Consider the following 19,704-nt stretch of genomic DNA (forward strand, 5'->3'; position numbering starts at 1 on the left):
TTTGGAGGCCGAAACCGTGTCAAAGCCGCCCTTCACGCACCTGCACGTCCACACCCAGTACTCGCTGCTGGACGGTGCCGCGCGGCTCAAGGACATGTTCAACGCCTGCAACGAGATGGGCATGACGCACATCGCCATGTCCGACCACGGCAACCTGCACGGGGCGTACGACTTCTTCCACACGGCGAAGAAGGCCGGGGTCACCCCGATCATCGGGATCGAGGCGTACGTCGCCCCCGAGTCCCGGCGCAACAAGCGCAAGATCCAGTGGGGCCAGCCGCACCAGAAGCGGGACGACGTCTCCGGTTCCGGTGGTTACACCCACAAGACGATGTGGGCCGTGAACAGCACGGGGCTGCACAACCTCTTCCGGCTCTCCTCGGACGCGTACGCCGAGGGCTGGCTGCAGAAGTGGCCCCGGATGGACAAGGAGACGATCTCCCAGTGGTCCGAGGGGATCGTGGCCTCCACCGGCTGCCCCTCCGGCGAGCTCCAGACCCGGCTGCGCCTAGGTCAGTACGACGAGGCACTGAAGGCCGCCGCCGACTACCAGGACATCTTCGGCAAGGACCGCTACTTCCTGGAGCTGATGGACCACGGCATCGAGATCGAGCACCGGGTCCGCGACGGCCTGCTGGAGATCGGCAAGAAGCTCGGCATCCCGCCGCTGGTGACGAACGACTCGCACTACACGTACGCGCACGAGGCGACCGCCCACGACGCCCTGCTGTGCATCCAGACCGGCAAGAACCTCTCCGACCCGGACCGCTTCAAGTTCGACGGCACCGGCTACTACCTGAAGTCCACGGACGAGATGTATGCCATCGATTCCTCGGACGCCTGGCAGGAGGGCTGCGCCAACACGCTCCTGGTCGCCGAGATGGTCGACACCACCGGCATGTTCGAGGCCAAGAACCTCATGCCGAAGTTCGACATCCCCGACGGCTACACCGAGGTCACCTGGTTCAAGGAGGAGGTCCGCCGGGGCATGGACCGCCGCTTCCCGGGCGGTGTCCCCGAGGACCGGCAGAAGCAGGTCGAGTACGAGATGGACGTCATCATCCAGATGGGGTTCCCGGGCTACTTCCTCGTCGTCGCCGACTTCATCATGTGGGCCAAGAAGAACGGCATCGCGGTCGGCCCCGGCCGAGGCTCCGCGGCCGGCTCGATCGTCGCCTACGCCATGGGCATCACCGACCTCGACCCGATCCCGCACGGCCTGATCTTCGAGCGGTTCCTCAACCCCGAGCGCGTCTCCATGCCCGATGTCGACATCGACTTCGACGAGCGTCGGCGCGTCGAGGTGATCAGGTACGTGACCGAGAAGTACGGCGCCGACAAGGTCGCCATGATCGGCACCTACGGCAAGATCAAGGCCAAGAACGCGATCAAGGACTCCGCGCGCGTGCTGGGCTACCCGTACGCGATGGGCGACCGTCTCACCAAGGCGATGCCCGCCGACGTCCTCGGCAAGGGCATCGACCTCGACGGCATCACCAACCCCTCGCACCCGCGCTACAACGAGGCCGGCGAGATCCGCGGGATGTACGAGAACGAGCCGGACGTCAAGAAGGTCATCGACACCGCGAAGGGCGTCGAGGGCCTGGTCCGGCAGATGGGTGTGCACGCCGCCGGCGTGATCATGTCCAGCGAGCCCATCGTCGACCACGCCCCGATCTGGGTGCGGCACACGGACGGCGTGACCATCACGCAGTGGGACTACCCGCAGTGCGAGTCGCTCGGCCTGCTGAAGATGGACTTCCTCGGCCTGCGCAACCTGACGATCATGGACGACGCCGTCAAGATGGTGAAGTCCAACAAGGGCATCGACCTCGACCTGCTGGCCCTGCCGCTCGACGACCCGAAGACCTTCGAACTCCTCCAGCGCGGCGACACCCTGGGCGTCTTCCAGTTCGACGGCGGACCCATGCGCTCGCTGCTGCGCCTGATGAAGCCCGACAACTTCGAAGACATCTCCGCCGTCTCCGCGCTCTACCGTCCGGGCCCGATGGGCATGGACTCGCACACCAACTACGCGCTGCGCAAGAACAAGCTCCAGGAGATCACCCCGATCCACAAGGAGCTGGAGGAGCCCCTGGAAGAGGTCCTGGCCGTCACCTACGGCCTGATCGTCTACCAGGAGCAGGTCCAGAAGGCCGCCCAGATCATCGCCGGGTACTCGCTCGGCGAGGCCGACATCCTGCGCCGCGTGATGGGCAAGAAGAAGCCCGACGAACTGGCCAAGAACTTCGTCCTCTTCCAGAAGGGCGCCCGCGACAAGGGTTACAGCGACGAGGCGATCCAGGCCCTGTGGGACGTGCTGGTCCCCTTCGCCGGCTACGCCTTCAACAAGGCGCACTCCGCCGCGTACGGCCTGGTCTCGTACTGGACCGCCTACCTGAAGGCGAACCACCCCGCCGAGTACATGGCCGGGCTGCTCACCTCGGTCAAGGACGACAAGGACAAGTCGGCCGTCTACCTGAACGAGTGCCGCCGCATGGGCATCAAGGTGCTCCCGCCGAACGTCAACGAGTCGGTGCACAACTTCGCGGCGCAGGGCGACGACGTGATCCTGTTCGGCCTGGAGGCCGTGCGCAACGTCGGTACCAACGTGGTCGAGTCGATCATCAGGAGCCGCAAGGCCAAGGGCAAGTACGTGTCCTTCCCCGACTACCTCGACAAGGTCGAGGCGGTCGCCTGCAACAAGCGCACCACGGAATCGCTGATCAAGGCCGGCGCCTTCGACACCATGGGGCACACCCGCAAGGGCCTCACCGCGCAGTACGAACCGATGATCGACAACGTGGTCGCGGTCAAGCGCAAGGAGGCCGAGGGGCAGTTCGACCTCTTCGGCGGGATGGGCGAGGAGGAGAACAGCGAGCCCGGCTTCGGACTGGACGTCGAGTTCACCACCGACGAGTGGGAGAAGACCTATCTGCTCGCCCAGGAGCGGGAGATGCTCGGTCTGTACGTCTCCGACCACCCGCTCTTCGGCCTGGAGCACGTGCTCTCCGACAAGGCCGACGCGGGCATCGCCCAGCTCACCGGCGGCGAGCACGCCGACGGCGCGGTGGTCACCATCGGCGGCATCATCTCGGGCCTGCAGCGCAAGATGACCAAGCAGGGCAACGCCTGGGCGATCGCCACCGTGGAGGACCTCGCGGGCTCCATCGAGTGCATGTTCTTCCCGGCGACCTACCAGCTGATCTCGACCCAACTCGTCGAGGACGCGGTCGTGTTCGTCAAGGGCCGCCTGGACAAGCGCGAGGACGTGCCCCGGCTGGTCGCCATGGAGCTGGCGATCCCGGACCTGTCCAACGCCGGGACCAACGCGCCCGTGATCCTCACCATCCCCGCCACCCGGGTCACCCCGCCGATGGTCAGCCGCCTCGGCGAGATCCTCAGCCACCACAAGGGCGACAGCGAGGTCCGGATCAAGCTCCAGGGGCCGACCAAGACGACCGTGCTGCGCCTGGACCGGCACCGGGTGAAGCCGGACCCGGCCCTGTTCGGCGACCTGAAGGTCCTGCTCGGCCCGTCCTGCCTGGCCGGATAGGTCCGGTGCCGGGCCCTGCCGGCCCCTGAGCGCGCGGAAGGGGCGCACCCGCATCGGGTGCGCCCCTTCTGTGTGCCCGGGCTTCAACAGCCCTGTGGGACCCGGGGGTCCGCTCAGTTGTGGCCGAAGCTCTTCTGCTTCTTGCGCGCCACGTCCGCCGGGCTGCCCTGGATGTGCGACACCGGCGAGTCCTGGGACTCGTTCGACGTACGCTGCCCGTGCTCGTGGGTCTGCTCGGTCTGCTGCGAGGTGCGGTTCTGGGAGCCACCCTTGCGGTTCTTGTTCTTGGCCATGGTGATCTGCCTCCTGTGGGGGATCTAGGGGCCGAATTCAGACTCACATAGGCTGACAACAGACGCATTTCGGATAATTACCGTCTGTAACAGGGCTTGTCGGAGAGCAAGGTCTCGAAACGCCACGCCGAAGATCGAGTTCGGGCCGTTAACCCCCGCGTGGTCGGGCAGACTCGAAGGAAGCCCCGAAAGCAAACCTCCCGGAAAGAGGGTGAGTCGCGTGGACCGCTGCATCGTCCTGGTGGACGCCGGGTATCTGCTGGGTGCCGCCGCCAGTCTCCTCGCCGGTGAGCCCTCCCGTTCCCGCATCACCGTCGACCACGCCGCGCTGATCCAGGCGCTGCGCGACCGCGCGGAGTCCGACACCGAGCGTCCACTGCTGCGCATCTACTGGTTCGACGGCGCTCCCGACCGCGTCCCCCAGCCGGAACACCGCCGGCTGCGCGTGATGCCCCGGGTGACCGTCCGGCTCGGCGCGCTGACCCGCAGCGACGGACGCTGGGCCCAGAAGGGCGTGGACGCGGCCATGCACGCCGAGCTGACCGAGCTGGCCCGCAACCGCGCCTGCTCCGATGTGGTCCTGGTGACCGGCGACGGGGATCTGCTGCCGGGCATGATGGCCGCGAAGGAGCACGGGGTCGCCGTACACCTGTGGGCCGTGCAGGCGGCCGACGGGGACTACAACCAGTCCGAGGACCTGGTCGCGGAGGCCGACGAGCGACGGGTCCTGGACCGGGCGTGGATCACCCAGGCGGTACGGGCGAAGGAGCTGACGGGCGTGTGCGCGCCGCCGCCGGTGCCGCGGCCGGAGATCGCCGCGATCCTGTCGGCACCGCTGCCCGAGTCCTCGCTGGCGCCCGCGGCCGGCCCGGGGGGCGAGGAGGCGGACCGGGCGCCGGTCGCCGCGGTGGAGAACGGGGCGGTGGAGCGGGTGCCGGCGCCGAAGGGGGTGCCGACGCCGAAGGACCTCGCCGCGCTGCGGGCGCCGGGCGCGCAGCCGGTCCAGCATCCGGTGACCACGGCCACCCTGCGGTGGTCCTCCGACAAGGGGTGGGTGGACCGGCCGGGGGCCGTCGCGGAGTCGGCGGAGGCCGCCTCCATGCCGACGCTGGCGCAGCTGACCACGGCGGAGCAGCGGTGGGCCGACCGGGAGGAGGACATCACGACTGTCGGCGGGGATCCGTACGAGGTGGGGCAGGTGTTCGCCCGGCGGTGGATGTCGCGGCTCGGGGACCAGGGGCATCTGCAGCGGCTGTCCGGGATGTATCCGAGGATTCCGCACCGGATCGACGGGGAGCTGTTGCGGTACGCGGCCCGGTTCGGGTTGCTGGCGCACAAGGACGACCAGATCGACGAGCACGACCGGTACGCCATTCGGGCGGGGTTCTGGAGAGAGTTCGATGTTCCGGCGGGGGCCGGGGAGCATGCGTCGGCGGAGTGAGTGGGGGCGCTGGGGGAGTGATTTCGGGTGCGGGTGGGTGGGGGCTGGTCGCGCAGTTCCCCGCGCCCCTTTCAGGGGCGCTGCTCCCCGCCGTGGTAACAGGCTAGGCGCCCCAAAGGCGAGTAAACGTGGGCGACCCCGTAGTCTCGTCCCTTGTGAGTACGGGCGTGGGTCGGGCACTTCGGCGGCAGGGTGATGTCGTGTGTGCCGTGCGTGGGCTGACCAAGACCTACGCCGCGGTCAAGGGGCGGCGCGGGGCTCCCGGGGTGCCCGAGGTGCGGGCCACCGACGGGGTGGAGCTGGACGTCCGGCGGGGCGAGATCTTCGGGCTGCTGGGGCCGAACGGGGCCGGCAAGTCGACGCTGGTGCGGCAGCTCACGGGACTGCTGCGGCCCGACGCCGGCAGTGTCGAGATCCTCGGGCACGACATCGTGCGGCACCCGGAGCGGGCCGCGCGGATCCTCGCCTATCTCGGACAGGAGTCCACCGCCCTGGACGAGCTGACCGTGTCCCTCGCGGCCGAGACCACCGGGCGGCTGCGCGGACTGGACGTACGGCAGGCGCGGAGCGAGCGCGACGCCGTACTGGAGGAACTGGGCCTGACCCCGATCGCCGGGCGGGCGCTCAAGAAGCTCTCCGGGGGACAGCGGCGGCTGGCCTGTTTCGCCGCCGCGCTGGTCGGGCAGCGGTCGCTGCTGGTGCTGGACGAGCCGACGACCGGGATGGACCCCGTCGCCCGGCGGGCCGTGTGGGCCGCCGTCGACCGGCGGCGCGCCGAGCAGGGAGCGACCGTCGTCCTGGTCACCCACAACGTGATCGAGGCCGAGACCGTGCTGGACCGGGTCGCCGTGCTCGACCAGGGGCGGGTCATCGCCTGTGACACCCCGGCCGGGCTCAAGGAGCGCGTCGCCGGAGAGGTGCGGGTCGAGCTGGTGTGGCGGGAGCAGGCCCCGCTGGAGGTGCCCGAGGTGGCCGTCCTGCGGGAGCGGGCCACCGAGTCCGGCCGGCGCTGGACGCTGCGGCTCGCGCCCGAGGAGGCGCGGGCCGTCGTCGCCACCGTGACCGGCGGGGCCGCCTTCGCCGCCCTCGACGACTTCACCCTCGCCACGCCCAGCCTGGAGGACGTCTATCTGGCGCTGGGCGGGGCCGCACGGCAGGGGCTGGTGAAGGCGTGACCGTGAGCGTGTGCGTGAACGCCGGGGCGACCGGGCCCGTACGGGAAGGCGCGGCGGCCGTACGTGCCGTGGATGCCGCAGGGAAGAGGAGCAGCGCGACGTGAGTGTCGTACCCGCGGAGGTTCTGCCGGGCGGTGCCCTGGCCGTGGAGGAGACGGTGCCGGGTGCGGCGGCCGAGCTGGGTCCGCGCGCGCGGCTGTGGCCGTCGCTGGTGGCCGTCTACCGGGCCCAGCTGTCCCGGGCCCGGGTGGCACGGATCCCGCTGCTGTTCGTCGCGACCTTCCAGTCCGTCGGCATCATGATCATGATGCGCGGGGTGGTCGACAGCCGTGGCGAGGCCCAGTCCGTGGTGGCGGGGTCCTCGGTGGTCGTCGTCGCCTACGTGGCGCTGAACCTGCTGGCCCAGTACTTCGGGCAGCTGCGGGCGAGCGGCGGTCTCGACCACTACGCCACGCTGCCGGTGCCGCCGGCCTCGGTGGTGCTCGGGGCGGCCGCGGCGTACGCCTCCTTCACCGTGCCCGGGACGCTGGTCACGGCCGTCTTCGGGTGTGTGCTCTTCGGGCTGCCGCTGGGGAACCTGTGGATCCTCGTCGCCGTGATCCCGCTCGCCGGGGCCGCCCTGGCGGGGCTGGGCGCGGCCTGCGGACTGCTCGCCCCGCGCCCCGAACTCGCCACGCTGCTCGGACAGCTGGGCATGTCCGCGGCGCTGCTGCTCGGTGTGCTGCCGCCGGACCGGATGCCGGCGATCATTCAGTTCGCCCGTGATCTGCTGCCGTCGACGTACGGCGTGGAGGCCTACGCCCGGACCTTCGGGGCGGCGCCCGACTGGGCCGTCGTCCTCGCTGACCTGGGTGTGTGCGCCGGGGTGGGGGTCGTGTCGCTGGCCCTCGCCACCTGGGCGTACCGCAGGGCCGCCGTCCGGTGACGCACCACACAGGCCGACCTGGCACGATGTCAGGGTGACCGCACCGTTGACGCCGCCTCCGCCGCCGCACGACCAGCCCTCGCACCAGGCCTGGCAGGCGCCGCCGCCTGCCGGGGCGGGGTTCGGAGCAGAGTACGGACAGGACGGTCCCGGGATGAAGACCGAACTGCGGGAGGCCGCGGTGATCGTCCTCGCGGTGGCCGTGAGCGGTGCGCTGCTGGGGCTGCTGTGGCTGTGGCTGGCGCCGCATGTGCCGCTGGTGGCGGACCAGTCCGGGAAGAGCTGGGCGGTCTACCTCAAGGACACCGAGGGTGAGCAGGCGGCGGGCGTGGACGGAACGTTCACGCTGCTGGCGCTGGCCTTCGGGGTGGTGAGTGCGGTCGTGGTGTTCCTGTGGCGGCGGCGTGGGGGTGTGCCGTTGGTGGTGGCGCTGGGTGTGGGAGGGCTGCTGGGGTCGCTGCTCGCGTGGCGGCTGGGGGTGTGGCTGGGGCCGGAGCAGGATGTGATCGCCCATGCCAAGGCGGTGGGGAAGGGGGTGACGTTCTCCGCGCCGCTGAAGCTCGGGGCGAGGGGGGCGTTGCTGGCGTGGTCGTTGTCGGCGTTGCTGGTGCATCTGGGGTTGATGGCGCTGTTCGGGCCCCGTGACCCCGAGCCGCCGTATGCGGACGGACCGTACGCCGCACCACCGGCGTAGTTTTCTCGCCCCCGCCGCCCCTACCCGTCCCATCCCCAGGGGGCCGCGCCCCCTTCGACCCCCGCCCCCTGGGGGCTGCGCCCCCAGACCCCCCTTCGGCCTGAACGGCCTCGTCCTCAAACGCCGGACGGGCTGAAGATGTGGCTTGGCGCCGTGGTCCTCAAACGCCGGACGGGCTGAAGATGTGGCTTGGCGCCGTGGTCCTCGAACGCCGGACGGGCTGAAGATGTGGCTTGGCGCCGTGGTCGTCGAACGCCGGGCGGGCTGAAGATGCGGCTGGGGTCGTCATAGCCGGGCGGGCTCTTCAATGCCGGTGTGGGCGGAAGAGTCAGGGGCGCGGGGAACTGTGCGACCGGCCACGTGCGGCCTGTGGTCGGCAGGTGGCCGCGCCCCCGACCCCTATGCCGGACGGCGGCCGTGGTTCGAGCGGCCCTTCTTGATGCGCCACTTCCTTTTCCGGGTCTTCTTCGACATGCCTTCCGTACTTAACCCAGGACGGAGGCTTCGTCGAGGGGTCACGCACGTCCGATGGGGGCGAGGGTGGCTCGGGTGAGGTCGGCGAGGGCCGTGGGTGTCAGTTCGACCTCCAGGCCGCGGCGGCCGGCCGAGACGCAGATGGTGGCGTGGGCCGAGGCGGAGGCGTCCAGGACCGTGGGGAGCTTCTTGCGCTGGCCGAGCGGGGAGATGCCGCCGCGGACATAGCCTGTCGTGCGTTCGGCGAGGGCCGGGTCCGCCATCGCCGCCCGCTTGCCGCCCACCGCCGTGGCGAGAGCCTTGAGGTCCAGGCTGCCCGCGACCGGGACGACCGCGACCGTGAGCGTGCCGTCCACGTCCGCGACCAGGGTCTTGAAGACACGGTCCGGGGAGACCCCCATCGCCTCCGCCGCCTCCTCGCCGTAGGACGGGTGGGAGGGGTCGTGCTCGTAGGAGTGGACGGTGAAGTCCACGCCCGCCGCGGTCAGGGCCACCGTCGCCGGGGTGCCGCCCCCGGACTGCTGCTGCTTCTTCGGCTTCTTCGGCATGTCAGGAAACCCCGGCTCAGTTCAGGCTCGTCGGCGACCGCGTCAGCTCCGACGCGGGCAATGACGGCAGGTTACGGATGATCGCCGTTTCGGAGCGAAGGAGTTTCAGCTCGTCGCGGAGGCGGGAGGCCGTGTCGGGGGCTTGCAGCAGCCGCTGCTTGGTGGGGGTGTCGTGCATCATCGCGGCGGCGACCAGGTAGGAGACGACGGAGGGCTCGTCGGGGAGGTCGACCCCGCTGGAGAGCGAACGCTCCCGGGCTCCCGCCAGGCGCTTCTGGTACTGGCGGAAGGCCCGCAGCACTCCTTCGGCCAGCGCGCCCGCCTCGTCGCCGGGGTCCTCCTCCAGCTCCTCCAGCTCCGCGGTCAGGAACGGTCCCGACGCGTCGACGGAGAGCAGCCGCACCCGGCTCGTCCCTGTCGCCAGCACCTCGAACGTGCCGTTCGCCCGCTCCCGGATCGTCGCCGCGTCCGCCACGCAGCCCACCCGGTGGAAGGACGTGAGGGGGTCGGGTCCGAAGCCGGCCGCCGGGCCCCGGTCGGGCTGGGCCGTCGGGTCCGGCATGCCCGGCGCGCTCGGTGCCACCTCGTGGCCGTCGCGGATCGCGACGACGGCGAACCGGCGCGGTTCTTCCTCGGGGGTCTTCAGCAGGTCGCGCATCATGGCGCGATAGCGCTCCTCGAAGACGTTCAACGGCAGCACCAGCCCCGGGAACAGCACCGAGTTCAGCGGAAAGAGGGGGAGACGGACGGTGGTCACGGCGCCACAGCCTAGTGGTCATCGGCGGGGACTTGTCCGCCGTGCTCGGCCCGTGGAAGTCCCGAGGCCCTCGGCGAGAGGGTCGGGCCGGCCTCGGGATGGGGCTCGGTACCGGCCAGCAGCTGGGCCCGCAGCCGTACGAAATGGCCCAGCGGGTCGTCGGACAGCCGGGCCCAGGGGAACGACGTGGCGTACGGGCCGATCATGTGCAGCTGGGTGCGGGCGTCCTCCCAGCGTTCCAGCCGGACCAGGAGGTACATCAGTTTGTTGCGGACCTCGGCCGGCCAGAGGTCGGCCGCCGGGAACCGCGCGGAGAGCGTGATCGCCCGGTCGGCCGCCACGTCCAGGCGGGCGCGCGGCACCTCGGGGCCGCAGCCGTCGGTGAGATAGGCGAAGGCCGCGCGGGCGGGCAGGGCCTGGACGAGCGAGTCGGGCGGGGCGTCCTGCGCGGCCGTGTCGGCGAAGTCGAAGCACTCGCCGTGCGAGCCGTGCCAGTACGTGCCCAGGTAGCGCAGGGCCGCCACATGGCAGCCGTAGTGGTGCGGGGCGCGGCGGACCGCGGCCTCCCAGAGTTCCTCGAAGTACTTGTGGCCGGCGTTCGAGCCGCGGGCGTGGTCCAGGGCGATCCGCCATGGGACCGGGTCGCGGTCGTCGCCCCGGGCGGCGGCCGTGATCACGGGACTCACCGCGCGTAGCAACTCGGATCGGGCGGGGGAACCCCAGGCGTGGTCCACCGCCAGCTGGGCCCGGAGCAGCAGCAGGTCGGGGTCGTGCGGGGCGGCCCGGAACCAGTCGTCGAGCCACTCGGCGCGCGAGCGGGCGAAGAGGGCCAGCCGGTGCACGTACCGGTCCCGTGCCTCCCACTCGGTCGCGGCCCGGGTACCGGCCAGCAGGGCCGCGGCGGGTTCGTACGCGCCCTGGCCGGCCGCGATCAGCACCGGGGCGAGCTGTTCGTCGGGCGCGTCGAGAAGTACCTCGTCGTCAGCCGGCAGCGGGCCGAGGGCGGGGCGCGAGGTGGTTCTTGCCGTCCGTGCGGAACGGAACAGCGCGCGCAGTGAAGCCATGGTTCCGCCATTGAATGTCCGCTGGTCGGGCCTGCGCCAGACCGCCCGGCCAACTCCACGAAAGTTGTACGACTCCAGGTCAAGGACAGGTAAAAGGTGACTGTTGCTCACCTGTTGGGTACCTGTCAGAAGAAGCGCTACCCCCGCCGCAGCAGCCGCGTCGCCCCCGCCGCCACCGTGGTTGCCAGGATCCAGCCCAGCAGGATCATCACGGCCGCCGCCCACTGCCAGCCGCCGCTGAGCCGCCACTGGCCGGCCTGGCCCAGGTCGATCACCGGCAGCAGCAGGTCGAGGACGAACAGCGCCGGATCCCAGACCGGGTGGCCGCCCGGGCCCATCGGCGGATGCGGGGCGTGCGCGAAGGCGAGCGTGCCCGCCGCCCACAGCACCGCCATCCACACCGCCGCCCGGCCCGGCCGGTAGCCGTAGGCCACCGTCAGGTCCTGCGCGTACCCCCAGACCTTGGCGGCCGGCGGCAGCGTCTCGCGGCGCCGCCGCTGCTTGGCGAGCAGCACCTCGCGGGCGTCCTCGTCCTCGCCGGCGGCCCGCAGCACGGTCGCCAGCCGCTCGTACGGCTCCGGGTTGTACTCGGCGGTGGCCGCCGCCACCCAGCCGAGCCGCCGGGTCAGCGGGAACGGGCCCTGCGGCACCAGGTTCTCGTAGGCGAAGCCGCCCATGTGCAGCCGCCCCGGGCCCGGCCAGCTGGTCGCCCGGTCGACCAGGTTGACCACCCGGGCGCCGGACAGCAGCACCCCGCCGCGCTGCGGCTCCTCGCCGAGGAACCGCAGCTCCGGCGCCTGCACCCGGCGCAGCGACAGCTGCTGGCTGTCCGTGAAGGTGAACCGTGCCCGCTCCAGGTCGATGGCGTCCCCGAACCGCCCGTCGTCCAGCCGTATCCCGCCCTGGCACTCGAACCGCTGGATCCGGGTCCCGCGCGCCGGGGTCGTGCCGCTCTGCCAGGGGCCGCCCACCCCGGCCGGGGTGAGGTAGAGGGTGCGGCCGACGGTCAGCTGGGGCGCGTTCAGCGCGAACCGCCCGTCCGGGTTGCGCAGCCGGGCGCCGCGCAGGCTCAGCGAGACACCCACCTTGGCGCTGCGCAGGCTCAGCTCCCCGTGCGACTCGAGGAGCTCCGCCTGCAGATCCTGTCCCACGGTCATGCCGTCCGCCGCGATCGACCGGCCGCTGCGGTCCCGGTACACCACCGCCTGGTTCAGCAGCAGGTCGGTGCCGATGTGCGCGTCGGTCAGCCGGACCCCGCCCAGGAACCGGCAGCGCGGCAGATGCAGATCGCCCTCGGTGTGCACCCGCGCGGCCTCCAGCCGGGGCGCCGCGCAGTCCACGAACCGCGCGGTCGTGAAGTGCGCCTCCGGCAGCAGGATCTCGTCGTCGAACCGGCAGCCGCGCAGCTCCAGGTACGGGGTGACGGTGCCGCCCGCCAGGTCCAGCGTGCCGCTGATCCGTACCCCGGCCAGCTTCAGCGAGGCCACCCGGCCCGCGAGTGCCGGCGGCCCGTCCAGCAGCAGCCAGCACACGATCCGCGCCCGCACGGTCCGCTCCGGCCCCCACGGATGGCCGCCGTGCGGATCGTCCACCTGCGCGTCGCCGCTGCTCAGGTCGTACACACTGCCGTTGCGGAACGCCTGCCACATACCGGCCTCGGCCGCGGTCAGATCGTCCGGCAGGTCCCCGTCCCGGACGCCGTCCCCCTCGGTCACGGCTCTTCCTTCTTCCTCAACTACTCGTGAGTCATGTTTCGGTACAACCGGTGATGCCCGGTGGGTGAGATCCCGAACACAGATGGTGAACACGATCTTCCGGGTTCCGGCCAGGCTATGTACCGGCCGTTGGCCCAGGTTCTGTATCAGCCATTGATACGCGCGGACGGGCCCCGAGTGCCGTCTGAGAGAATTGGGTCTGTGATCTCCCGAATCGATCTGCGCGGCGACGCCCTCCCCGAGGGCCCCGCACTGCGCGACCTGCTGCCCCGAGCCGACTTCGACGTCTCGGCCGCCCTGGAGAAGGTGCGTCCGATCTGCGAGGCCGTGCATCATCGGGGCGACGCGGCGCTGATCGACTTCGCCGAGAAGTTCGACGGGGTCACCCTCGAGCAGGTGCGGGTGCCCGCCCAGGCGCTCGAGAAGGCCCTGGCGGAGCTCGACCCGGCGGTGCGCGCGGCCCTGGAGGAGTCCATCCGGCGCGCCCGTCTCGTCCACCGCGAGCAGCGTCGTACGAACCACACGACCCAGGTGGTGCCCGGCGGTTCGGTCACCGAGAAGTGGGTGCCGGTGGAGCGCGTCGGGCTGTACGCGCCGGGCGGGCGGTCGGTCTACCCGTCCTCCGTCGTCATGAACGTCGTCCCGGCCCAGGAGGCCGGCGTCGAGTCCATCGCGCTGGCCTCGCCCGCCCAGGCGGAGTTCGGCGGTCTGCCGCACCCGACCATCCTCGCCGCCTGCGCCCTGCTCGGCGTCGACGAGGTATACGCGGCCGGCGGCGCCACCGCCGTCGCGATGTTCGCGTACGGCACCGAGTCCTGCCCGCCCGCCGACATGGTCACCGGCCCCGGCAACATCTGGGTCGCCGCCGCCAAGCGCTACTTCACCGGAAAGATCGGCATCGACGCCGAGGCCGGCCCGACCGAGATCGCGGTCCTCGCGGACGCCACCGCCGACCCGGTGCACGTCGCCGCCGACCTGATCAGCCAGGCCGAGCACGACCCGCTGGCCGCCGCCGTCCTGGTCACCGACTCGGTGGAGCTCGCGGACGCGGTCGAGAAGGAGCTGGCACCGCAGGTCGCGGCCACCAAGCACGTCGACGACCGGATCGTCCCCGCCCTGAAGGGCCGGCAGTCCGCGATCGTCCTGGTCGACGGCGTCGAGGAGGGCCTCAGGGTCGTCGACGCGTACGGCGCCGAGCACCTGGAGATCCAGACGGCCGACGCCGCCGCCGTGGCCGACCGGGTCCGCAACGCGGGCGCGATCTTCATCGGGCCCTGGGCGCCGGTCTCCCTCGGCGACTACGCCGCCGGGTCCAACCACGTGCTGCCCACCGGCGGCTGCGCCTGCCACTCCTCCGGCCTGTCCGTGCAGTCCTTCCTGCGCGGCATCCACATCGTGGACTACACGAAGGACGCGCTGGCCGACGTCGCGCACCACGTGGTCACGCTGGCGGAGGCGGAGGACCTGCCCGCGCACGGCGCGGCGATCAAGGCAAGGTTCGGGTGGAAGGTACCGGCGAGCAAGTGAACCTCGGAATCGACGATCTCCCCGTACGGGACGAGCTGCGCGGCAAGTCCCCCTACGGAGCGCCCCAGCTGGACGTTCCGGTACGGCTGAACACCAACGAGAACCCCTACCAGCTGCCCGAGCCGCTGGTCGAGCGGATCGTGGAGCGGGTCCGCGAGGCCGCCCGCGACCTGAACCGCTACCCCGACCGGGACGCGGTCCAGCTCCGCACCGAGCTGGCCAGGTACCTCACGAAGACCGGCAACCACCCGCTCTCCCTCGCGAACGTCTGGGCGGCCAACGGCTCCAACGAGGTCATCCAGCAACTGCTGCAGACCTTCGGCGGCCCCGGCCGCACCGCGATCGGCTTCGAGCCGTCGTACTCGATGCACGCGCTCATCGCCCGCGGCACCGGCACCGGCTGGATCTCCGGCCCGCGGCGCGAGGACTTCGCCCTCGACGTCGAGGCCGCCTCGGCGGCCATCGCCGCGCACAAGCCGGACGTCGTCTTCATCACCACCCCCAACAACCCCACGGGCAACGCGGTGCCGCCCGAGACGGTCCTCGCGCTCTACGAGGCCGCCCAGGCCGCCAAGCCCTCCATGGTCGTCGTCGACGAGGCCTACATCGAGTTCAGCCACGGCGCCTCGCTGCTGCCGCTGCTCGAAGGACGGCCGAATCTCGTCGTCTCCCGGACGATGTCGAAGGCCTTCGGGGCGGCCGGCCTGCGCCTCGGCTACCTCGCCGCGCACCCCGCGGTGGTGGACGCCGTACAGCTCGTACGGCTGCCGTACCACCTGTCGGCGATCACCCAGGCGACCGCGCTGGCCGCCCTGGAGCACACCGACACGCTGCTGAAGTACGTCGAGCAACTGAAGGCCGAGCGGGACCGGCTGGTCGCCGAGTTGCGGGCGGCCGGGTTCGAGGTCACCGAGTCCGACGCGAACTTCGTGCAGTTCGGACGGTTCGAGGAGCCGCACGCCGTCTGGCAGAAGATCCTCGACCGGGGAGTCCTCGTCCGGGACAACGGTGTGCCCGGCTTCCTGCGGGTGTCCGCCGGAACCCCCGAAGAGAACGACGCGTTCCTCGACGCGGTACGTGAAGTCAAGAAGGAGCTGGACGCATGACCCGCGTAGGGCGCGTGGAGCGCACCACCAAGGAGACCTCGGTCCTCGTCGAGATCGACCTCGACGGCACCGGCAAGACCGACATCAAGACCGGCGTCGGCTTCTACGACCACATGCTCGACCAGCTCGGCCGGCACGGTCTGTTCGACCTCACCGTGAAGACCGACGGCGACCTGCACATCGACTCGCACCACACCATCGAGGACACCGCCCTCGCCCTCGGCGCCGCCTTCAAGCAGGCCCTCGGCGACAAGGTGGGGATCTACCGGTTCGGCAACTGCACGGTCCCGCTCGACGAGTCCCTCGCCCAGGTGACCGTGGACCTGAGCGGCCGCCCGTACCTCGTGCACACCGAGCCCGAGAAGATGGCGCCGATGATCGGCGAGTACGACACCACCATGACTCGGCACATCCTGGAGTCCTTCGTGGCCCAGGCGCAGATCGCGCTGCACGTGCACGTGCCCTACGGGCGCAACGCGCACCACATCGTGGAGTGCCAGTTCAAGGCGCTGGCACGGGCGCTGCGCTACGCCTCCGAGCGTGACCCGCGCGCGGCCGGCATCCTCCCCTCGACGAAGGGCGCGCTGTAAAGCCATGAACGGGCTGTCCACCGTACTGATCGTCGTCGGCCTCTTCCTGGTCGGCGGAATCATCTCCTTCGTCAAGCAGAAGATGCCCACCAGCCTGATCGTGCTGCTCTCGATCGGCGCCGCGATGTGCCTGGCGGCGGGTGTCGTGAGGCTGGAGGTGTGGAATTGAGCGGATCCTCCAAGAAGGTCGTCGTCTTCGACTACGGCTTCGGGAACGTGCGGTCCGCCGAGCGGGCCCTCGCCCGCACCGGGGCCGACGTCGAGATCACCCGTGACTTCGACAAGGCCATGAACGCGGACGGGCTGCTGGTGCCGGGCGTCGGCGCCTTCGCCGCCTGCATGCAGGGCCTCAAGGAGGCCCGCGGGGACTGGATCATCGACCGCCGGCTGTCCGGCGGGCGGCCGGTCATGGGCGTCTGCGTCGGCATGCAGATCCTGTTCGCGCGCGGCATCGAGCACGGCGTGGAGACCGAGGGCCTCGACGAGTGGCCCGGCTCGGTCGAGCCGCTCCAGGCCGAGATCGTGCCCCACATGGGCTGGAACACCGTGGACGCGGCGCCCGGCTCGGCCCTGTTCGCCGGCCTGGACACCGACGCGCGCTTCTACTTCGTACACTCCTACGCCGTCCACGACTGGTCGCTGGAGACGCACAACGCGTCGATGCGGGCCCCGCTCGTCACCTGGGCCACGCACGGCAAGCCGTTCGTGGCCGCCGTCGAGAACGGCGCCCTGTGGGCCACGCAGTTCCACCCCGAGAAGTCCGGCGACGCCGGCGCCCAGCTCCTCACCAACTGGATCGGAACACTGTGAGCAAGCTCGAACTCCTCCCCGCCGTCGACGTCCGCGACGGCCAGGCCGTCCGCCTCGTGCACGGCGAGTCGGGAACCGAGACCTCCTACGGCTCCCCCCTCGAAGCCGCCCTCTCCTGGCAGGCGTCGGGCGCCGAGTGGCTCCACCTGGTCGACCTGGACGCCGCGTTCGGCACCGGCGACAACCGCGCGCTGGTCGCCGAGGTCACCCACGCCATGGACATCAAGGTCGAGCTCTCCGGCGGCATCCGCGACGACGCCACCCTGGCCGCCGCCCTCGCCACCGGCTGCACCCGGGTCAACCTCGGCACGGCCGCCCTGGAGACCCCGGAGTGGGTCGCCAGGGTCATCGCCGAGCACGGCGACAAGATCGCGGTCGGCCTGGACGTCAAGGGCACCACCCTCCGCGGCCGCGGCTGGACCCGGGACGGCGGCGACCTCTACGAGACGCTGGCCCGCCTCGACAAGGAGGGCTGCGCGCGCTACGTCGTCACCGACATCGCCAAGGACGGCACCCTCCAGGGCCCGAACCTGGAGCTGCTGCGCAACGTCTGCGCGGCGACGGACCGGCCGGTCGTGGCCTCCGGCGGCGTGTCGTCGCTCGACGACCTCCGTGCGCTGGCCGAACTGGTACCCCTCGGTGTCGAGGGCGCCATCGTCGGAAAGGCGCTGTACGCCAAGGCGTTCACCTTGGAAGAAGCACTGGAGGCTACATCTTGAAAAAGGGCACAGTGTCATGACGTTTGAGGCCGTACGGCGCGCGCAGAGCGGAAGTCCCTGGGAAGAGTCCTTCGGTTTCGCCCGCGCCGTGGCGGCGGGCGACCGGGTCGTGGTGGGCGGTACGACGTCCTTCAAGGGCACGGTGCTGTACGGGGAGGGCGACCCGTACGAGCAGGCCAAGGTGGCCTTCACCGCGGCCCTGGAGGCGATCGCCGAGTTCGGGCTCGGACCCGAGTCGGTGATCCGCACACGGATGTACCTGACCCACGTCCGGGACGTGGACGCGGTGGGCCGGGCCCACAAGGAGATCTTCGACGGGGTGCGCCCGGTGTCCACCCTGCTGGTCGTGGAGGGTTTCGTCGACCCGCGCATCCTGGTCGAAGTCGAACTGGAAGCCTTCCGAGGCTAGAGGCATACAGAGGAGCCGTGGATTCATGACCCTGGCGGTCCGAGTCATCCCCTGCCTGGACGTGGACAACGGCCGGGTCGTCAAGGGTGTCAACTTCCAGAACCTGCGCGACGCGGGCGACCCGGTCGAGATGGCCAAGGTGTACGACGCGGAGGGCGCCGACGAGCTGACCTTCCTGGACATCACCGCGTCCTCCGGCAACCGGGAGACCACCTACGACGTGGTGCGCCGCACCGCCGAGCAGGTGTTCATCCCGCTGACGGTGGGCGGCGGGGTGCGCACCGCCGAGGACGTCGACAAGCTGCTGCGGGCCGGCGCCGACAAGGTGGGCGTCAACACGGCGGCGATCGCCCGCCCCGACCTCATCCGTGAGATCGCGGAGCGCTTCGGCCGCCAGGTGCTGGTCCTCTCCGTCGACGCCCGCCGCACCGAGGCGGGCTCCTTCGAGGTCACCACCCACGGCGGCCGCCGCGGCACCGGCATCGACGCGGTCGAGTGGGCCCACCGGGCCGCCGAACTCGGCGCCGGCGAGATCCTGCTCAACTCCATGGACGCGGACGGCACCAAGGACGGCTACGACCTGGAGATGATCACGGCCGTCCGCAAGCACGTCACGGTCCCGGTCATCGCCTCCGGCGGCGCCGGCAAGCTGGCCGACTTCGCCCCCGCCGTCGGCGCGGGCGCGGACGCGGTCCTCGCGGCCTCCGTCTTCCACTTCGGCGACCTGCGCATCGGCGAGGTGAAGCAGGCGCTGCGGGAGGCCGGGCACCCCGTGCGCTAGCAGGTCAGCCCTTCGGCTGGGCCAGCTGGATCAGGTTGCCGACCGTGTCGTCCAGGACGGCCGCGATCACCGGGCCCTGCTCCTGCGGCTCGTGCGCGAACCGGACGCCGAGGGCGCGCAGCCGCTCGTACTCCGCGTGGATGTCGTCCACCGAGAAGACGATCGCCGGGAGCCCCGCCTCGTAGACGGCCTTGCGGTACGGCTCCGCGACGGGGCCCTGGCCGGGCTCCAGGAGCAGCTGGAGGTCCTGCTGGGCCCCGCCCGGCGCGCCGACCGTGATGAACAGGGTGCCGCCGCCCAGGTCGAGGCGGGTGCGGGTCTCGAAGCCGAGGACGTCGGTGTAGAAGGCGTGCGCCCTGGTCACGTCGTCGACGTAGACATTCGTCATCGCGACCTTGATCACCGCGTGCTCCTCAGATGCCCAGCTGCCTGGAGTCGTGCAGCTTGGCGATCGCGTTCTCGTCGCCGTCCACCTCGACCTTCGCTGCGCTCTGCCGGCCGAAGGCGAACATCAGCAGCTCGGAGGGCTCGCCCGTCACCGTCACCACGGGGGCTCCCCGGTGCGCGACCGCCGTCTGGCCGTCCGGGCGGCGCAAGACGAGACCGGTCGGCACACCCCGGCCCAGCAGCCGCGCGGTGCGCTCCAGACGCGCCCACAGGGCGTCCTGGAAGACGGGGTCCAGCTCGCGCGGCGACCAGTCCGGCTGGGCCCGGCGGACGTCCTCCGTGTGGACGTAGAACTCCACCGTGTTGGCCGCCTCGTCCACCTGCTTCAGCTGGAACGGCGAGAACCGCGGCGGGCCGGTACGGATCAGCTGGATCAGCTCCTCGTACGGCTTCGCGGCGAACTCCGCCGTCACCTTCTCCAGGCGCGGCGCGAGCTGCTTGATCAGGGTGCCCCCGGCCGCGTCCGGCCGGCGCTCGCGCACCACCACGTGCGCGGCCAGATCACGGGTCAGCCAGCCCTCGCAGAGGGTCGGCTCCTCGGGACCGGCGGTCTCCAAGAGGTCGGCGAGCAGAAGCCGTTCACGCTTGGCGAAGGTCGACATACCGCCAGCCTACGGCCATACCCAGCGTCCGGACAGTGGACACGGACCGTGACTGTCGGTGCGGCGCGGCA

At 71.1% G+C, this 19,704-nt stretch carries 20 protein-coding genes; 13 read left to right on the forward strand and 7 right to left on the reverse strand.

What is annotated here, in order from left to right; translation table 11 throughout:
* Window positions 1–16: 16 nt before the first annotated feature.
* On the forward strand, window positions 17–3,556 hold the full coding sequence (gene dnaE, locus ACFZDK_RS08515; protein ID WP_390971050.1) for a DNA polymerase III subunit alpha: 3,540 nt from the start codon (window positions 17–19) through the stop codon (window positions 3,554–3,556).
* 113 nt (window positions 3,557–3,669) lie between these two features.
* Here dnaE and ACFZDK_RS08520 read toward each other — a convergent pair whose 3' ends face one another.
* A complete protein-coding gene (locus tag ACFZDK_RS08520) occupies window positions 3,670–3,849 on the reverse strand; it encodes a hypothetical protein (protein WP_390971052.1) in 180 nt (59 codons plus the stop codon).
* Between the two features lie 220 nt (window positions 3,850–4,069).
* Between ACFZDK_RS08520 and ACFZDK_RS08525 the strand changes: the two genes are divergently transcribed.
* The 4 genes from ACFZDK_RS08525 to ACFZDK_RS08540 all read left to right on the forward strand — a co-directional run bounded on the left by ACFZDK_RS08525 (window position 4,070) and on the right by ACFZDK_RS08540 (window position 8,084).
* The gene (locus ACFZDK_RS08525) at window positions 4,070–5,290 is read left to right on the forward strand and encodes an NYN domain-containing protein (protein ID WP_390971054.1); all 1,221 of its coding nucleotides are present in this window, start codon (window positions 4,070–4,072) and stop codon (window positions 5,288–5,290) included.
* Window positions 5,291–5,490: 200 nt separating this feature from the next.
* On the forward strand, window positions 5,491–6,465 hold the full coding sequence (locus tag ACFZDK_RS08530; protein WP_390971056.1) for an ATP-binding cassette domain-containing protein: 975 nt from the start codon (window positions 5,491–5,493) through the stop codon (window positions 6,463–6,465).
* Window positions 6,466–6,565: 100 nt separating this feature from the next.
* Window positions 6,566–7,390, forward strand: coding sequence for an ABC transporter permease (locus tag ACFZDK_RS08535; RefSeq protein WP_390971057.1), 825 nt, complete (start codon window positions 6,566–6,568; stop codon window positions 7,388–7,390).
* 34 nt (window positions 7,391–7,424) lie between these two features.
* Window positions 7,425–8,084 (forward strand): AAA family ATPase, encoded by a 660-nt coding sequence (locus ACFZDK_RS08540; RefSeq protein WP_390971058.1) that lies wholly within the window; start codon window positions 7,425–7,427, stop codon window positions 8,082–8,084.
* Between the two features lie 515 nt (window positions 8,085–8,599).
* On the opposite strand, the gene ybaK is transcribed toward ACFZDK_RS08540, so the two are convergent.
* From ybaK to ACFZDK_RS08560, 4 genes are all read right to left on the reverse strand, one after another.
* Window positions 8,600–9,106, reverse strand: coding sequence for a Cys-tRNA(Pro) deacylase (gene ybaK, locus ACFZDK_RS08545; protein WP_390971060.1), 507 nt, complete (start codon window positions 9,104–9,106; stop codon window positions 8,600–8,602).
* Window positions 9,107–9,122: 16 nt separating this feature from the next.
* A complete protein-coding gene (locus ACFZDK_RS08550; RefSeq protein WP_390971062.1) occupies window positions 9,123–9,863 on the reverse strand; it encodes an LON peptidase substrate-binding domain-containing protein in 741 nt (246 codons plus the stop codon).
* Between the two features lie 11 nt (window positions 9,864–9,874).
* Window positions 9,875–10,927 (reverse strand): hypothetical protein, encoded by a 1,053-nt coding sequence (locus ACFZDK_RS08555; RefSeq protein ID WP_390971064.1) that lies wholly within the window; start codon window positions 10,925–10,927, stop codon window positions 9,875–9,877.
* Window positions 10,928–11,064: 137 nt separating this feature from the next.
* Window positions 11,065–12,642 carry an oxidoreductase gene (locus ACFZDK_RS08560; RefSeq protein WP_390971066.1) on the reverse strand — a complete coding sequence of 526 codons (1,578 nt, stop codon included), beginning with the start codon at window positions 12,640–12,642 and terminating at the stop codon, window positions 11,065–11,067.
* Window positions 12,643–12,843: 201 nt separating this feature from the next.
* Here ACFZDK_RS08560 and hisD point away from each other — a divergent pair, with 201 nt between their 5' ends.
* From hisD to hisF, 8 genes are read left to right on the forward strand one after another with little or no spacing between them, the layout of a single operon-like run.
* Window positions 12,844–14,169, forward strand: a complete 1,326-nt coding sequence (gene hisD, locus ACFZDK_RS08565) for a histidinol dehydrogenase (RefSeq protein WP_390971068.1) — start codon at window positions 12,844–12,846, stop codon at window positions 14,167–14,169.
* Entirely contained in the window at window positions 14,166–15,275 is a 1,110-nt protein-coding gene (locus tag ACFZDK_RS08570) for a histidinol-phosphate transaminase (RefSeq protein WP_390971070.1), read from the forward strand. Before hisD ends, ACFZDK_RS08570 begins: the two co-directional genes overlap by 4 nt.
* On the forward strand, window positions 15,272–15,865 hold the full coding sequence (gene hisB, locus ACFZDK_RS08575; RefSeq protein WP_133028294.1) for an imidazoleglycerol-phosphate dehydratase HisB: 594 nt from the start codon (window positions 15,272–15,274) through the stop codon (window positions 15,863–15,865). Before ACFZDK_RS08570 ends, hisB begins: the two co-directional genes overlap by 4 nt.
* Before the next feature lie 4 nt (window positions 15,866–15,869).
* On the forward strand, window positions 15,870–16,034 hold the full coding sequence (locus tag ACFZDK_RS08580; protein ID WP_390971072.1) for a hypothetical protein: 165 nt from the start codon (window positions 15,870–15,872) through the stop codon (window positions 16,032–16,034).
* Entirely contained in the window at window positions 16,025–16,675 is a 651-nt protein-coding gene (hisH, locus tag ACFZDK_RS08585; RefSeq protein WP_390971075.1) for an imidazole glycerol phosphate synthase subunit HisH, read from the forward strand. Before ACFZDK_RS08580 ends, hisH begins: the two co-directional genes overlap by 10 nt.
* Window positions 16,672–17,394, forward strand: a complete 723-nt coding sequence (gene priA, locus ACFZDK_RS08590; RefSeq protein ID WP_390971077.1) for a bifunctional 1-(5-phosphoribosyl)-5-((5-phosphoribosylamino)methylideneamino)imidazole-4-carboxamide isomerase/phosphoribosylanthranilate isomerase PriA — start codon at window positions 16,672–16,674, stop codon at window positions 17,392–17,394. Before hisH ends, priA begins: the two co-directional genes overlap by 4 nt.
* Window positions 17,395–17,410: 16 nt before the next feature.
* Entirely contained in the window at window positions 17,411–17,803 is a 393-nt protein-coding gene (locus tag ACFZDK_RS08595; RefSeq protein WP_390971079.1) for a Rid family hydrolase, read from the forward strand.
* 25 nt (window positions 17,804–17,828) lie between these two features.
* Complete coding sequence (gene hisF / locus ACFZDK_RS08600) at window positions 17,829–18,584, forward strand: imidazole glycerol phosphate synthase subunit HisF (RefSeq protein WP_359209719.1); 756 nt, start codon at window positions 17,829–17,831, stop codon at window positions 18,582–18,584.
* A gap of 4 nt (window positions 18,585–18,588) precedes the next feature.
* Here hisF and ACFZDK_RS08605 read toward each other — a convergent pair whose 3' ends face one another.
* The gene (locus ACFZDK_RS08605) at window positions 18,589–18,987 is read right to left on the reverse strand and encodes a VOC family protein (protein ID WP_390971081.1); all 399 of its coding nucleotides are present in this window, start codon (window positions 18,985–18,987) and stop codon (window positions 18,589–18,591) included.
* A gap of 10 nt (window positions 18,988–18,997) precedes the next feature.
* The gene (locus tag ACFZDK_RS08610; RefSeq protein ID WP_390971083.1) at window positions 18,998–19,633 is read right to left on the reverse strand and encodes a TIGR03085 family metal-binding protein; all 636 of its coding nucleotides are present in this window, start codon (window positions 19,631–19,633) and stop codon (window positions 18,998–19,000) included.
* Window positions 19,634–19,704: the final 71 nt, after the last annotated feature.

Source organism: Streptomyces sp. NPDC007901, from assembly GCF_042959465.1.
Lineage (GTDB): Bacteria > Actinomycetota > Actinomycetes > Streptomycetales > Streptomycetaceae > Streptomyces.

Excerpts from the sequence above, each read along its gene's own strand:
- ACFZDK_RS08520 (WP_390971052.1), bottom strand. The coding sequence starts at position 3,849 with ATGGCCAAGAACAAGAACCGCAAGGGTGGCTCCCAGAACCGCACCTCG.
- ybaK (WP_390971060.1), bottom strand. The coding sequence starts at position 9,106 with ATGCCGAAGAAGCCGAAGAAGCAGCAGCAGTCCGGGGGCGGCACCCCG.
- ACFZDK_RS08555 (WP_390971064.1), bottom strand. The coding sequence starts at position 10,927 with ATGGCTTCACTGCGCGCGCTGTTCCGTTCCGCACGGACGGCAAGAACC.
- hisB (WP_133028294.1), top strand. The coding sequence starts at position 15,272 with ATGACCCGCGTAGGGCGCGTGGAGCGCACCACCAAGGAGACCTCGGTC.
- ACFZDK_RS08580 (WP_390971072.1), top strand. The coding sequence starts at position 15,870 with ATGAACGGGCTGTCCACCGTACTGATCGTCGTCGGCCTCTTCCTGGTC.
- ACFZDK_RS08595 (WP_390971079.1), top strand. The coding sequence starts at position 17,411 with ATGACGTTTGAGGCCGTACGGCGCGCGCAGAGCGGAAGTCCCTGGGAA.
- hisF (WP_359209719.1), top strand. The coding sequence starts at position 17,829 with ATGACCCTGGCGGTCCGAGTCATCCCCTGCCTGGACGTGGACAACGGC.
- ACFZDK_RS08610 (WP_390971083.1), bottom strand. The coding sequence starts at position 19,633 with ATGTCGACCTTCGCCAAGCGTGAACGGCTTCTGCTCGCCGACCTCTTG.